This window comes from Streptomyces endophyticus (assembly GCF_035798155.1).
GTDB lineage: Bacteria > Actinomycetota > Actinomycetes > Streptomycetales > Streptomycetaceae > Streptomyces > Streptomyces endophyticus.
The window spans coordinates 54,525-68,247 of record NZ_JAOZYC010000113.1 but is presented as its reverse complement, the minus strand read 5'-3'; the positions used below and the strand labels follow the sequence as shown (position 1 = coordinate 68,247).

Genomic DNA, 13,723 nt, shown 5'->3' with positions numbered 1-13,723 from the left:
AAGCGCACCGCGTCCGGTTCGGTGAACGCCCGCTAACCTGCGGGCATGACCGTTCACCTTGAAGTAGCCGACGGCGTCGGGACCATCCGCCTGGACCGCCCCCCGATGAACGCCCTGGACGTCGCCGTCCAGGACCGCATCAAGGAACTCGCCGAGGAGGCCACGGCCCGCGACGACGTACGGGCCGTGGTCGTCCGCGGCAGCGAGAAGGTGTTCGCGGCCGGCGCGGACATCAAGGAGATGCGGGAGATGGACCACGCGGCGATGGTCGCGCGCTCCCGCGGGCTCCAGGACTCGTTCACCGCCGTCGCCCGCATCCCGAAGCCGGTCGTCGCCGCCGTCACCGGCTACGCGCTGGGCGGCGGCTGCGAGCTGGCGCTCTGCGCCGACTTCCGGATCGCCGCCGACAACGCCAAGCTCGGGCAGCCGGAGATCCTGCTCGGCCTGATCCCCGGCGCGGGCGGCACCCAGCGCCTGTCCCGGCTGGTCGGCCCGTCCAAGGCCAAGGACCTGATCTTCACGGGCCGCCAGGTGCGGGCCGAGGAGGCGCTCAGCCTCGGGCTCGTCGACCGGGTGGTCCCCGCGGCCGAGGTCTTCGACGCCGCGAACGCCTGGGCCGGGCAGCTCGCCAAGGGGCCCGCGATCGCGCTGCGGGCGGCGAAGGAGTCGATCGACACGGGCCTGGAGACGGACCTCGACACGGGCCTGGCGATCGAACGCAACTGGTTCGCAGGCCTGTTCGCCACGCAGGACCGGGAGACCGGGATGCGCAGCTTCGTGGAGGAAGGGCCGGGGAAGGCGAAGTTCGCCTGACGGGTGCTCCGGACGTCCCGGTCACTCCTCGAACGACCCGTCAATTGCCCTGCGGACAAGCCGAGTTGATCAGTTCGCTCGTTCGGGGAGCATTATCCGAACCTTAAGCAAACCTTAAGCGCGTCCGGCCGAAAACGATCAACGGCGAGGTGTGCGCGGGGAGTTGCCCCAGGTCAGTCCGGGTTTGAACACCCCTGTACTGCCCATGGCATATGCCCAAACGGCCCTCCGGAATGAAGCGTTCCGGGGGGCCTATTCCGTCGGAACGACCCCACGAGGCGCCCCGTGGCCCCATCATGGGGGGCATGGCGGGGCTTGAGGGTGTGGAACAACCGCGGCGGCACGCAAGTGCGACTGCGGCGCGCTGGTCGCCCGCGGTCGAGGACGAACACGCCCTGAGGGCAATGGAGTTGTTCGGGAACCCGGCCGAGGCGGAGGTGTCGCTGCCGTCGCGCCCCGAGTCGGCCGCGACCGCGCGGCGACTCGCGCAGGTCGTCGTCCTGCGCCACTGGGGCCTCTCCCCGAAAATGACCGAGGACAGCGTCCTGCTCGTCTCCGAGCTCGTCGGCAACGCGGTGCGGCACACCGGGGCCCGCCACTTCGGCCTGCGCATGCTGCGCCGCCGCGGCTGGATCCGCATCGAGGTGCGCGACCCGTCCCGCGGACTGCCCTGCCTGATGCCGGTGCACGAGTACGACATCTCCGGACGCGGCCTCTTCCTCGTCGACAAGCTCTCCGACCGCTGGGGCGTCGACCTGCTGCCGCGCGGCAAGACGACCTGGTTCGAAATGCGCGTCGCCGACCGCTGAGCCGCCGCGCGCTCACCTACGTACGCTGGGCTTCTTGAGTCTCCACCCACTGGAAGGCCCAGACTCCTCGACATGATCGACGACGGCCCACAGCTGCTCACGATCGGACAGCTGGCCCGCCGCACCGGACTCACGGTGCGCACCATCCGGTTCTGGTCCGACGAGGGCGTCCTGCATCCCGTGACCCGCAGCGAGGGCGGCTACCGGCTCTACGACGCCGAATCCGTGGCCCGCCTGGAGCTGATCCGCACCCTGCGCGAGCTGGGCCTCGGCCTGGACGACGTACGGAAGATCCTCTCCGGGGAGCGGGACATCGCGTCCGTCGCCGCCGCACACGTGGCGGCGCTCGACGCGCAGATCCAGGTGCTGCGGCTCAACCGGGCCGTGCTGTCGACCGTCGCGAAACGCAATTCGAGCGCCGAGGAGATGGCCCTGATGAACAAGCTGGCACGACAGTCCGCCGCCGAGCGCAAGCGGATCATGGACGACTTCGCCGAGGAGATGCTGCACGGCCTGGACACCGTCGACCCCGCGGTCCAGGAGCGGATGCGGGGCATGAGCGCGGGTCTGCCGGACGACCCGACGCCCGAGCAGGTCGACGCCTGGGTGGAGCTGGCCGAACTGCTCCAGGACCCGGCGTTCAAGGCGCGCATGCGACAGGCCACCGAGTACAACGCGGCGGACCGCACCCCCGAGGACACGGCCGGCTCGTCCATGCTGTTCCTGCGCAAGCTGGTCGCGCTCGCCGGCGACGCGGTGCGCGACGGGACCGACCCGGAGTCGCCCGCCGCCGAGCCGGTGCTGCGGGAGCTGCTCGGCGACGCCGACCGGTCCGCCGTCCTCGACCGGCTGCTCGCCACCATGAACGACAAGGTGGCCCGCTACCGGGAGTTGCTCGGCGTCCTCAAGGGCGGCACCCCCGATCACCCGCACCGTGAGGAGTTCGCGTGGGTACTCGCCGCACTGCGCGCGCGGGTCGCCAAGTAATCTGACCCCCGTCAACACGGCAGTGCGAAAAATCGAGGGGTTTCCGGTGGCGGACATAGAGGAAGCACGCAAGGCGTTCGAGCGGTTCGACGCGGACGGCGACGGCTTCATCACGGCGGCCGAGTACAAGAGCGCCATGGCGCAGATGGGCGACTTCAACGTCACGGACTCCGTGGCCGAGGCGCTCATCGCCCGACAGGACGCCAACGGGGACAAGCTGCTGTCGTTCGACGAGTTCTGGGCCAACCTGAACAAGTGAGCCAGTAGGCGACCTGTTCGCGCCGATGCAGGGGAGGTTGGCCCCGCGGGAATAGCCCGTGGGGCCTCCCGGTTCGCAGTCCACGTACGTACGTGCGTGAATCCGCTGACCCCGAAGGGCAAGGGCACGACATGAAGATCGGCATCATCGGCGCGGGCAACATCGGTGGCAACCTCACCCGGCGCCTCACCGCCGTCGGACACGACGTCCACGTCGCGAACTCCCGCGGTCCCCACACCCTGACCGCACTGGCCGAGGAGACCGGCGCCACCCCCGCCACGATCGAGGACGCGGTGCGTGAAGCGCGGGTCGTGGTCGTCACGATCCCGCTCAAGGCCGTCCCGAACCTGCCGAAGGGCTTTCTCGACGCGGCGGCTCCCGACGTCGCCGTCATCGACACCGGCAACTACTACCCGCAGCAGCGCGACGGGAAGATCGCCGGGATCGAGGACGAGGGGCTGACGGAGAGCCGCTGGACGGAACGCCAGATCGGCCACCAGGTGGTCAAGGCCTTCAACGGCACCTACGCCCACGACATCCTCGACAAGCCCCGCCCGTCCGGCGACCCGGCCCGCGTCGCCCTCCCGATCGCGGGCGACGACGCGGCCGCCAAGCAGGCCGTCGCGGCGCTCCTCGACGAGATCGGCTTCGACACCGTGGACACCGGCGGCCAGGACGACTCGTGGCGCCAGCAGCCCGGCACCCCCGTCTACGGCATGGCCGCCGACGCGGCCACCGTCCGCAAGGCGCTGGACTCGGCGTCCCCCCAGCGCACGCCGGAGTGGCGCGCCTGACCGCCGACGCCCGTCACACGTCGCCCGCCCACTCCTTCATGGCGGCTTTGCTCTCGAAGTCGGCGACGTTCTTGTCGAGCGGGCTGTCGGTGTACTGGTGGATCGTCCAGTCCGCCTGGATGCGGGGCTTGCCGGCGCTGACGTAGTCGGCGATCCAGAGGCCGTCGCCGGCGTAGGACGTCGTATCGACGTTCTGCCAATAGTTTTTGTTGGCGTACAACAGGACCCTGTGGTTCGGCCGCAGCCGCTTCACCTCGCGGATGAACTTGTCCTTCTCCGCGTTGCTCGCGTGCGTGCCCTCGCCGGTCGTCTCCCAGTCCGCCGCCAGCAGGTCCCCGACCTTCTCGGGGGCCTTGCTGACGAAGTACTCGGCCTGCGCCGTGATGTTCCCCGGCCACAGGAAGTGGTAGAAGCCGACCACACAGCCTGCGTCGCGGGCCCGCTTCGTCTGGGCGGTCAGGCGCGGATTGACGTACGAGCGCCCCTCCGTCGCCTTGATGAAGACGAACGACAGGCCGTCCGTGTCGAACGTGGACTGGTGCGAGCTCACATCGATTCCGCGCAGCATGCGGGTCCTCCCGGCCGGTGGGGCGACTAGGTCGAACCTTCATCCTTCCTGATCGGGGGCACGGGCGGAACTCGCATGGAGTAACCAGATTCGCTTTGGCCGTTAATGCGACTATTGAGTGAGTGTCCGATGTTTCGGTCACCGAAGTCTTGGAACGCGCTTTACGCGCGCAGACGCAACTGACGGAGCCCCTGTGCCTGTCTGACAGGGAGCTGAGCCCCGTTTCGGGGCGCGCAGGGCGGACTCGGAGAGTGGGGCAGGTCGTGGGACGGCGCAGGAGCAGTGGCATAGGAATCGCGCTGGTGACGGCCGCGGTGCTGGTGGGCGCGAGCGCCTGTGGCGGTGGCGGCGCGGACAAGGCCGGCGGTGGGGCGTCGAAGAAGGCGACCGCGAGCGCCTCGCCGTCGCCGACGAAGCCCAAGGGGCCGCCGATGCTCCTGGACACGATCACTCCGCAGTCCGGCACCAAGGTCGGCGTCGCCATGCCGGTCTCAGTGGTCTTCACCAACCCCGTGGCGGCGAAGGCGCGGGCCTCCGTCGAGAAGCACATGAAGGTGAGCGCCTCGCAGCCGGTGAAGGGCGCCTGGCACTGGTTCGGCGACAAGCGCGCCGACTGGCGCCCCAAGACGTACTGGCCCTCCGGTACGAAGGTGAAGGTCGACGCCGACATGAAGGGCGTCAGCAACGGCAACGGGCGCTACGGCGTGCACGGCTACACCCACACGTTCACGGTCGGCGACGATGTGCGCGCCGATGTCTCCGTCAGCGGCCACACACTGAAGGTGACGAAGAACGGCAAGGCCCTGCGCACGCTGTCGATCAACGCGGGCAGCGCGGAGTACCCGACCTGGAACGGCACGATGGCCGTCATCGACAAGCAGAAGAAGGTCCACATGACCTCCTGCAGCGTCGGCATCAGCTGCGACAAGGGCAGCCCCAACTATTACGACCTGACGCTGCCCTGGGACGTCCACCTCACCCAGTCCGGCACGTACGTCCACTACTCGACCGGCGACCCGAACCCGGGCAGCGGCAGCGCCCGCGGCTCGCACGGCTGCGTGCACCTGTCGATGTCCGACGCCAAGTGGTTCTACGGCCAGGTCAAGCAGGGCGACCCGGTCACCATCACCGGCTCGCCGCGCGCCAAGGCCCCGGCCGACAACGGATACGCGGCCTTCAATCTGAGCTGGGACGACTGGCTCGCGGGGAGCGGGTCGGGGGAGGGCACCGCCGCGACGCTGTGAGCCGGCCGCTCAGCCCACCGGGAGCGGGTCCAGCCGTTCCGCCGGCCAGGCGATAGAGGAACCGTTCGAGGACGTACTCGACCATGATCTCGTCGGTGGACCGGCTGGTGCGGCGGGCCAGGTTGCGCAGGTCGTTGTAGACGCGGCCGGCGGTGGTGTCGCGTGTGGGGTTGGTCATCAGGCGAGCACCGCTTCTACGGCAGGGCGGATGACGGAGAGGGCGCCCAACTGGCGTGCTATGTCCTGGAGTTCACTGACCCCGTTGCGTCCGTCTCGGCGAAGGTAGCGGCCGAGTGCGGACAGGGCGAGGGTCTCGCCGATGCGGCTTCGGTGGCGCATCGCGTCGACGACGCTGCGGGCTGCGTTGTACACGGGAACGGTCTCTCCCGGGGCTGCTTCGAACCGTTCGACGCCGAGGGCGAAGGTCTTCGAGGCGTACTGCGCCACCACGGTCGGCGGGTAGGGAATCGTGGGGCGCCGTGTACCGCGCGGCACGGCGATGTGCACCGCTGTGGGGATGTCGTCGATCAGCTCATGCAGGGCCAGGGCGGACTCGCCGCACACGACGGCGCGAGGAGCCCGTGCGCACACAGCCAGTAGATCCACGTGCGCGGTCTCCGGTGCGTCTGCTCGCCGATAGACCCCACGGGAAAGCTCGTCTATCTCGCCTTCCGTGACCAAGTACGCCAGATCGCGGGGGGAGAGCAGGGACTGACGTGCCTGCGCCGTCGTGAAAGTGGGGGAGAGGCCGGCCATCCGCTTCGCCAGGCGCGAGTTTTCCGCAGCACTCATGTATCGAATGGTACCCCTTGAGCGACTTCAGGGGATCGATTCGATACACCATGGGATTTCCCGGGGATTCCCCGGGACTTTCCGCCGTGTGAGCAGGGAAGGCCCCGACAGCGCTGAAAGGTACGAACGCGCTGGTCAGGGCCTACGCCGTCAGCACTCGATGATGTTCACCGCGAGCCCGCCCCGCGCCGTCTCCTTGTACTTCACGCTCATGTCCGCGCCGGTGTCCCGCATCGTCTTGATGACCTTGTCGAGGGACACCTTGTGCGAGCCGTCGCCGCGCAGGGCCATCTTGGCGGCCGTGACGGCCTTGACCGCCGCCATGCCGTTGCGCTCGATGCACGGGATCTGGACGAGGCCGCCGACCGGGTCGCAGGTCAGGCCGAGGTTGTGTTCCATGCCGATCTCGGCCGCGTTCTCCACCTGCTCCGGGGAGCCGCCGAGCGCCTCGGCGAGGGCGCCCGCCGCCATCGAGCAGGCGGAGCCGACCTCGCCCTGGCAGCCGACCTCGGCGCCGGAGATGGAGGCGTTCTCCTTGAAGAGCATGCCGATCGCGCCGGCGGTGAGAAGGAGGCGGATCACGCCGTCCTCGTCGGCTCCGGGCACGAAGTTCACGTAGTAGTGCAGGACGGCGGGGATGATGCCCGCGGCGCCGTTCGTGGGGGCGGTGACGACTCGTCCGCCCGCCGCGTTCTCCTCGTTCACGGCCATCGCGTACAGCGTGATCCACTCCATGGCGTGGGCCAGCGGATCACCCTCGGCGCGCAGCTTGCGGGCCGAACTCGCCGCGCGGCGGCGGACCTTGAGGCCGCCGGGCAGGATGCCCTCGTGGGACATGCCGCGGGAGACGCACGCCTGCATGACGCGCCAGATGTCGAGGAGGCCGGAGCGGATCTCGTCCTCCGTGCGCCAGGCCTTCTCGTTCTCCAGCATCATGGCCGGGATCGACAGGCCGGTCTCCTGCGCGAGGCGGAGCAGCTCGTCGCCGGTGCGGAAGGGGTACTTGAGGGAGGTGTCGTCGGGGACGATCGGGTTCTCGCCCGCCACGGCGTCCTCGTCGACGACGAAGCCGCCGCCCACCGAGTAGTACGTCTTGGTGAGCAGCTCGCCGCCGTCGGCGTCGTACGCCCACAGCGTCATGCCGTTCGCGTGGTACGGGAGGGCCTTGCGGCGGTGCAGGACGAGATCGTCGTCGTACGAGAACGCGATCTCGTGGGCGCCGAGCAGGTTGAGGCGGCCCTTTTCCTTGATCGTCTCGACGTGCTCGTCGGCCTTCTCCACGTCGACGGTGCGCGGGGAGTCGCCCTCCAGGCCGAGCAGCACCGCCTTCGGGGTGCCGTGTCCGTGCCCGGTCGCGCCCAGGGAGCCGTACAGCTCGGCGCGGACCGAGGAGGTGTGGGCCAGCAGGCCCTCGTTCTTCAGGCGCCGCGCGAACATGCGGGCCGCGCGCATCGGGCCGACCGTGTGCGAGCTGGACGGGCCGATGCCGATCGAGAACAGGTCGAAGACCGAGATGGCCACGGTGGGACTCCAAAGGTGGTGGTAGACGCCGTTGTCTGCCGGACAAGCGAGAGTGCGGTGGAAGCGGCCGGGGCACCGTGCTCACTGACATCTGCTGATTCCAGTGTGCGCGGTGCCCCGACGGGACGTACCTACGAAAGGGTACGTAATCCGGGCCGAATTACTTCAGGCCGGGGTACAGCGGGTGCTTATCGGCCAGAGCGGTCACCCGGGCCTTGAGCGCCTCGGCGTCGTACGACGGCTGAAGCGCGAGCGCGATCACGTCGGCGACCTCGCGGAAGTCCTCGGCGGTGAAGCCGCGGGTGGCGAGGGCCGGCGTGCCGATCCGCAGGCCGGAGGTGACCATCGGCGGGCGCGGGTCGTTCGGGACCGCGTTGCGGTTGACCGTGATGCCGACCTCGTGGAGCCGGTCCTCGGCCTGCTGGCCGTCGAGCTCGGACTCGCGCAGGTCGACGAGGACCAGGTGCACGTCCGTGCCGCCGGAGAGGACGTTGACGCCCGCCGCGCGCGACTCCGGGGTCGTCAGGCGCTCGGCGAGGATCTGGGCGCCCTCGATCGTGCGGGCCTGGCGCTCCTTGAAGTCCTCGGAGGCCGCGACCTTGAAGGAGACCGCCTTGGCCGCGATCACGTGCTCAAGGGGGCCGCCCTGGAAGCCCGGGAAGACCGCCGAGTTCAGCTTCTTCGCGAAGTCCTTGTTGCGGGCGAGGATGATGCCGCCGCGCGGGCCGCCGAGCGTCTTGTGCGTCGTGGACGTGACGACGTCGGCGTGCGGGACCGGGTTGGGGTGCAGGCCCGCGGCCACGAGGCCCGCGAAGTGCGCCATGTCGACCCAGAGCAGCGCCTCGACCTCGTCGGCGATGCGACGGAACTCGGCGAAGTCCAGCTGGCGCGGGTACGCGGACCAGCCGGCGATGATCACCTTGGGGCGGTGCTCCTTGGCGAGCCGCTCGACCTCGGCCATGTCGACCAGGCCCGCGTCGTCCACGTGGTACGGGACCACGTTGAACTGCTTGCCGGAGAAGTTCAGGCGCATGCCGTGCGTGAGGTGGCCGCCGTGCGCCAGGTCCAGGCCGAGGATCGTGTCGCCCGGCTTGGCGATGGCGAAGAGGGCGGCCTGGTTCGCGGAGGCGCCCGAGTGCGGCTGCACGTTCGCGTACTCGGCGCCGAAGAGCGCCTTCACACGGTCGATGGCGATCTGCTCGGTGACGTCGACGTGCTCGCAGCCGCCGTAGTAGCGGCGGCCGGGGTAGCCCTCCGCGTACTTGTTGGTGAGGACCGAGCCCTGGGCCTCCATGACGGCGGCCGGGGCGAAGTTCTCCGACGCGATCATTTCGAGGGTCGACTGCTGGCGCTTCAGCTCGGCGTCGACCGCGACGGCGACCTCGGGGTCGAGCTCGTGCAGGGATTCGTTCAGTACGGACATCGGTGGAGTCAGCTCCCGGAGAATGCGGTGTACTCGTCGGCGGTGAGCAGGTCCTTCGGCTCCTCGGCAAGGCGGACCTTGAACAGCCAGCCGCCCTCGAACGGGGCCGAGTTCACGAGGGCCGGGTCGTCGACGACGTCCTGGTTGATCTCGGTGACCTCGCCGCCCACGGGGGAGTACAGGTCGGAGACGGACTTGGTCGACTCGAGCTCGCCGCAGGTCTCGCCCGCGGTCACGGTGTCACCGACCTCGGGGAGCTGGACGAACACGATGTCACCGAGCGCGTTCGCGGCGTGCTCCGTGATGCCGATCGTGGCGACGCCGTCCTCGACGGCCGAGAGCCACTCGTGCTCCTTGCTGTAACGCAGCTGCTGGGGGTTGCTCATGATGCGAATTCTCCTGTACGCGGGAAGGTGCTGGTGACGGCGGGGCTACAAGGGGGTGCTGGGGCGCCTACTTCTGGCGCTTGTAGAACGGCAGGGCCACGACCTCGTACGGCTCGTGCTTGCCGCGGATGTCGACGCCGACACCCGCCGTACCCGGCTCCGCGTGCGCGGGGTCCACGTACGCCATCGCGATCGGCTTGCCCAGCGTCGGGGACGGGGCGCCGGAGGTGACCTCGCCGATGACCTGTCCGTCCACGACGACGGACATCCCGGCGCGCGGGACGCGGCGGCCCTCGGCGATGAGGCCGACGAGCTTGCGGGGCGGGTTGGCCTCGGCGCGCTCGGCGGCGGCGACCAGCGCGTCGTGGCCCACGAAGTCGCCCCCGTGGGAGGTCTTTTCGAACTTCACGACGCGGCCGAGACCGGCGTCGAAGGGGGTGAGGTCGGTGGTCAGCTCGTGCCCGTACAGCGGCATGCCCGCCTCAAGGCGCAGCGTGTCACGGCAGGACAGGCCGCAGGGGATGAGGCCGTACTCGGCGCCCGCCTTGGTCAGTGCCTGCCACAGCTTCTCGGCGTCGGCGGGGGAGACGAACAGCTCGAAGCCGTCCTCGCCGGTGTATCCGGTGCGCGCGATGAGCGCCTGCACACCGGCGACGGTGCCGGGCAGCCCCGCGTAGTACTTCAGGCCGTCCAGGTCCGCGTCAGTGACGGACTTCACGATCGCCGCGGAGGCCGGACCCTGCACCGCGAGCAGCGCGTACGCGTCGTGGTCGTCGCGGACCTCGGCGTCGAAGCCGGCGGCGCGCTCGGTGAGGGCGTCGAGCACGACCTGCGCGTTGCCCGCGTTGGCGACCACCATGTATTCGGTCTCGCCGAGCCGGTACACGATCAGGTCGTCGAGGATCCCGCCGTCCGCGCGGCAGATCATGGTGTAGCGGGCGCGGCCGAGGCCGACGGAGCCGATGTTGCCGACGAGGGCGTGGTTGAGCAGGTCCACGGCCTGGGGCCCGGACACCGTGATCTCGCCCATGTGGGAGAGGTCGAAGAGACCGGCCCGCGTGCGCACGGCGTTGTGCTCGTCACGCTCGCTGCCGTAGCGCAGCGGCATGTCCCAGCCGGCGAAGTCGGTCATCGTGGCGCCGAGCGAACGATGCAGGGCGTCGAGAGATGTCGTACGGGTCATCAGGGTGCTCCCGGGCATGACGGCGATGGCGGAGTCCCGTATCGCGTACGAGACGTCCTCCCCATCTGTCATCGGAACCTGAGAGGTTCGCCCCGAGGGGCTTGCACCTTGGGTGGGGGCGTCACGTCACAAAGACGCCCCACTTTTCAGATCTGCCTCGCCCGCGCGGTACGGGGCCTGAGAGATTCAAGGGAGGAACTTGCTCCTTCGGCGTCCGGGCACTCGTCGTACCCAGAACTCTCCCGCGCGGATTCAAGCGGCCGGTATGCAGTTGCGGGCACATCATTGCATGCCCGTCCGACAGGGAAAGCCCTTGAGGGGCATTACCTTCTCTTTACACTTGAGGGGCAAGGGTGACGTGACCGGAACGGGGAGGACGATCACGGTGCACAAGGCAGTGGCGGGGGCTTACGCGGTATCCGCTTCGGCGTCGGTGGTGGCGGGGGTGCGGATCCCCGGCCAGCGCTCGGTGCGGGACCTGCGCGGCCGTCGCGGCCACACACCGCGGCAGCTCGCCTTCGCGGCGGGCGACCTGGTCGTGCTCTCGGGCCTGCCGGGCAGCGGGAAGTCGACGCTGATGCGGCGGGCCGTGACCGAGATCCGGATCGATTCGCAGGACACCCGCGAGCGCTGGGCCGCGCGCATGCCGCGCTACCTGCCGTACGGGCTGTACCGCCCGCTGGTCCGCGTCGCGCACTACGTGGGGCTGCGCCGGGCGATGCGCTCGGGGGCGAGCGTCGTCGTGCACGACTGCGGTACGCAGGCGTGGGTGCGCCGCTGGGTGATCCGCACGGCGCGGCGGCGTGGGGTGGCCGTCCATCTGATGCTGCTCGACGTACCGGCGGACACGGCCCTGGAAGGGCAGCGGGACCGCGGCCGCGGGGTGTCCCGGTACGCCTTCGCCCGGCACCGCAGGGCGGTGGGGGCGCTCGTCAGCTCGACGGAGCGGGGGGACCTGCCGGCCGGGATGGAGTCCGCGGTGCTGCTCGACCGGGCGGCGATGGAGGCGCTGGGAGGGATCACGTTCGGCGACTGACCCCGGGACCCCCTGCGCAAGCGGAAGGAACCGCACCGTGTCCAATTGTGTGGACGAGTTAAGGTCGGGCGGGCACAGCAGCGGGCAGAACAGCAGAGGTTGATGGCAGTCATGGAGTTCCCAGGCACCCCGGAGTCGGGTCACGGTCACGCCCAGGGGCACGAGGGCGGCTACGCCCACCCCGCGCAGGGCTGGCCCGCCAACGAGTTGGAGGAGGTCCTCGCCGCGGCACTCGGCCAACAGGCGGGGAACTCGGCGGGCGGCCGGATCGTCGAGGCGCTCGGCCGCAGCCACGTGTGGATCCCGCTGCCCAGGGGCGGTTCGAACGCCAGCAGGGACCTCGACCTGCCGACTCTGGAGATCGAGGGCCAGGCCTACGTCCCGGTGTTCAGCTCCGAGCAGCAGTTCATGGCCGTCACCGGTGGCCGGATGGACTGCACGGTGGCCCCGGCCGTGGAGTTCGCGCGCGGCCTTCCGCCGCAGGTCGGCATCGCCGTGAACCCGGACGGCACGGTGGGCGTCCCGCTGCCGCCGCCGGCCGTCGCCGAGCTGGCCCGCAGCGGTCGCACGGCGCTGGACGGCCCGGCGACGGGTGGCCGCGTGGTGCTGAGCGAGCCGGACTGGCAGCTCGACCCCATGGACTTCCTGGCCGCGGTGCGTGAGGAGTTCGAGGCGCTCGGCACGGTGCTGAGCGCCCGGCGCTGCCTCGCGACCGTGGAGGATGCGGAGCCGTCCCTGTTCATCGGCGTGGAGCTGTCGCAGGCCGCGGGTGCCGCGGGCGCCGTGCGGGACCTTCCGTTGGACGCGCTGGGGCGGGCGTTGGGCCGCGCACCGCTGGCCTGGACCGTCAACCTGGTGTTCCTGGATGTGACGCAGGACCCGGTCGCGGACTGGCTGCGTACACACGTACGGCCGTTCTACGTACGAGAAGGGTGACGGCGTCCGTCAAGTCGGTGTCAGTATCGCCGCTTAAGCTGGTTTCATGACGTGACCGGTCGGCGCTTCGCTTTCCGGCCACATGTGGGACACGGACGTATTTGAAGAGCCGAAGGGGCGGTTACGGGTGAGCGCGTCGGGCACGGCCGCGGCCGGACAGGTCGAGCACATGCTGCGCCAGGTGACGCCGGGACGCTACGACGCGTACGAGGCGCTCCTCAAGGCCCTCGCCGACCCCGGGGCCGGGCAGGTCTGGATGCTGCTCTGGCACGGCCAGGCCGGCTCCCCGGACGCCCAGTTCGGGAACATGGAGGTGGACGGCTTCTCGTACGCCCCCTGCGTCACCTCCGCCCAGGAGCTCTCCGCCTCCGGCTGGTCGCGGGCGTACGAGGTGGTGAGCGGGGTCGACGCGGCGCGCACGCTCTACCCGGACCACTACGGGCTCTGGCTGAACCCGCACGCGCCGGGCGGCGGCGTCGGCATCCCGTGGCTCGACCTGCGGCGCATCGCGGGCGGCCTGGACCGGCAGCCGGCGGGCCCGCTGCGGCTCTCCGAACCCGCCATCGAGATCCCCCAGTTCTACGCGGTCCTGACGCAGAACGCGCACCGTACGACGGCGATCCGCTCCCTGCGCCGCGCCTGGGTCCAGCCCACGCTGGGCGCGCCCTACCTCGCCATCGGCCTGGACGTCTACGACACGTCCCCGGCGTCCGTGGACGCGGTCCGGGCGATGATGCAGCAGTCCATCCCGGCGGTCCCCGAGGGACTCCCGGTCTCCACGGTCGCGATGTCGGACGAGTACGACCCGGTGGCGATGTGGCTGCGGCAGGCACGTCCGTTTTATGACCGGGAGGCCCATGCGGCTCCCGCCGGGGGTGGGTACGGATTCCCGCCGCCGTACGGGGCGACGTACTGAAAAGATTGTCCTCAATCGCCGGACGGGCTGGAATATCCAGCCCGTCCGGCGTTTGA

At 70.0% G+C, this 13,723-nt stretch carries 15 protein-coding genes and 2 riboswitches; of the genes, 9 read left to right on the top strand and 6 right to left on the bottom strand.

The window, feature by feature from the left end:
* Nucleotides 1-45: 45 nt before the first annotated feature.
* The 5 genes from OKJ99_RS17470 to OKJ99_RS17450 all read left to right on the top strand — a co-directional run bounded on the left by OKJ99_RS17470 (nt 46) and on the right by OKJ99_RS17450 (nt 3,662).
* Nucleotides 46-813, top strand: coding sequence for an enoyl-CoA hydratase/isomerase family protein (locus OKJ99_RS17470; RefSeq protein WP_326017295.1), 768 nt, complete (start codon nt 46-48; stop codon nt 811-813).
* Between the two features lie 305 nt (nt 814-1,118).
* Nucleotides 1,119-1,622, top strand: a complete 504-nt coding sequence (locus tag OKJ99_RS17465) for an ATP-binding protein (RefSeq protein WP_326017293.1) — start codon at nt 1,119-1,121, stop codon at nt 1,620-1,622.
* Between the two features lie 72 nt (nt 1,623-1,694).
* A complete protein-coding gene (locus OKJ99_RS17460; RefSeq protein ID WP_326017291.1) occupies nt 1,695-2,609 on the top strand; it encodes a helix-turn-helix domain-containing protein in 915 nt (304 codons plus the stop codon).
* 46 nt (nt 2,610-2,655) lie between these two features.
* Nucleotides 2,656-2,868 carry an EF-hand domain-containing protein gene (locus OKJ99_RS17455; RefSeq protein WP_326017289.1) on the top strand — a complete coding sequence of 71 codons (213 nt, stop codon included), beginning with the start codon at nt 2,656-2,658 and terminating at the stop codon, nt 2,866-2,868.
* A 92-nt stretch (nt 2,869-2,960) separates the two neighbouring features.
* The gene (locus OKJ99_RS17450; RefSeq protein ID WP_326017287.1) at nt 2,961-3,662 is read left to right on the top strand and encodes an NADPH-dependent F420 reductase; all 702 of its coding nucleotides are present in this window, start codon (nt 2,961-2,963) and stop codon (nt 3,660-3,662) included.
* A 13-nt stretch (nt 3,663-3,675) separates the two neighbouring features.
* Here OKJ99_RS17450 and OKJ99_RS17445 read toward each other — a convergent pair whose 3' ends face one another.
* The gene (locus tag OKJ99_RS17445) at nt 3,676-4,230 is read right to left on the bottom strand and encodes a glycoside hydrolase family 25 protein (protein ID WP_326017285.1); all 555 of its coding nucleotides are present in this window, start codon (nt 4,228-4,230) and stop codon (nt 3,676-3,678) included.
* 263 nt (nt 4,231-4,493) lie between these two features.
* On the opposite strand from OKJ99_RS17445, the gene OKJ99_RS17440 reads away from it, so the two are divergent.
* Nucleotides 4,494-5,474, top strand: a complete 981-nt coding sequence (locus tag OKJ99_RS17440) for a L,D-transpeptidase (protein ID WP_326017283.1) — start codon at nt 4,494-4,496, stop codon at nt 5,472-5,474.
* Between the two features lie 177 nt (nt 5,475-5,651).
* Here the strand turns inward: OKJ99_RS17440 and OKJ99_RS17435 are convergent, their stop codons facing one another.
* From OKJ99_RS17435 to gcvT, 5 genes are all read right to left on the bottom strand, one after another.
* Nucleotides 5,652-6,266, bottom strand: coding sequence for a type IV toxin-antitoxin system AbiEi family antitoxin domain-containing protein (locus OKJ99_RS17435; RefSeq protein ID WP_326017282.1), 615 nt, complete (start codon nt 6,264-6,266; stop codon nt 5,652-5,654).
* 150 nt (nt 6,267-6,416) lie between these two features.
* The gene (locus OKJ99_RS17430; RefSeq protein WP_326017280.1) at nt 6,417-7,787 is read right to left on the bottom strand and encodes an L-serine ammonia-lyase; all 1,371 of its coding nucleotides are present in this window, start codon (nt 7,785-7,787) and stop codon (nt 6,417-6,419) included.
* Nucleotides 7,788-7,947: 160 nt separating this feature from the next.
* Nucleotides 7,948-9,210, bottom strand: a complete 1,263-nt coding sequence (glyA, locus tag OKJ99_RS17425) for a serine hydroxymethyltransferase (protein WP_326017278.1) — start codon at nt 9,208-9,210, stop codon at nt 7,948-7,950.
* A gap of 8 nt (nt 9,211-9,218) precedes the next feature.
* On the bottom strand, nt 9,219-9,596 hold the full coding sequence (gene gcvH, locus OKJ99_RS17420) for a glycine cleavage system protein GcvH (RefSeq protein ID WP_326017276.1): 378 nt from the start codon (nt 9,594-9,596) through the stop codon (nt 9,219-9,221).
* 67 nt (nt 9,597-9,663) lie between these two features.
* Nucleotides 9,664-10,779: a glycine cleavage system aminomethyltransferase GcvT gene (gcvT, locus tag OKJ99_RS17415; protein WP_326017359.1), complete on the bottom strand. Its 1,116-nt coding sequence runs from the start codon at nt 10,777-10,779 to the stop codon at nt 9,664-9,666.
* A gap of 55 nt (nt 10,780-10,834) precedes the next feature.
* Nucleotides 10,835-10,935: riboswitch (glycine riboswitch) on the bottom strand.
* Nucleotides 10,936-11,034: riboswitch (glycine riboswitch) on the bottom strand.
* A gap of 178 nt (nt 11,035-11,212) precedes the next feature.
* Between gcvT and OKJ99_RS17410 the strand changes: the two genes are divergently transcribed.
* From OKJ99_RS17410 to OKJ99_RS17400, 3 genes are all read left to right on the top strand, one after another.
* Nucleotides 11,213-11,815 (top strand): AAA family ATPase, encoded by a 603-nt coding sequence (locus OKJ99_RS17410; protein ID WP_326017357.1) that lies wholly within the window; start codon nt 11,213-11,215, stop codon nt 11,813-11,815.
* A 111-nt stretch (nt 11,816-11,926) separates the two neighbouring features.
* Entirely contained in the window at nt 11,927-12,751 is an 825-nt protein-coding gene (locus OKJ99_RS17405) for an enhanced serine sensitivity protein SseB (RefSeq protein WP_326017275.1), read from the top strand.
* A gap of 127 nt (nt 12,752-12,878) precedes the next feature.
* Complete coding sequence (locus OKJ99_RS17400; RefSeq protein ID WP_326017274.1) at nt 12,879-13,667, top strand: enhanced serine sensitivity protein SseB C-terminal domain-containing protein; 789 nt, start codon at nt 12,879-12,881, stop codon at nt 13,665-13,667.
* The last annotated feature ends 56 nt before the right edge of the window (nt 13,668-13,723 follow it).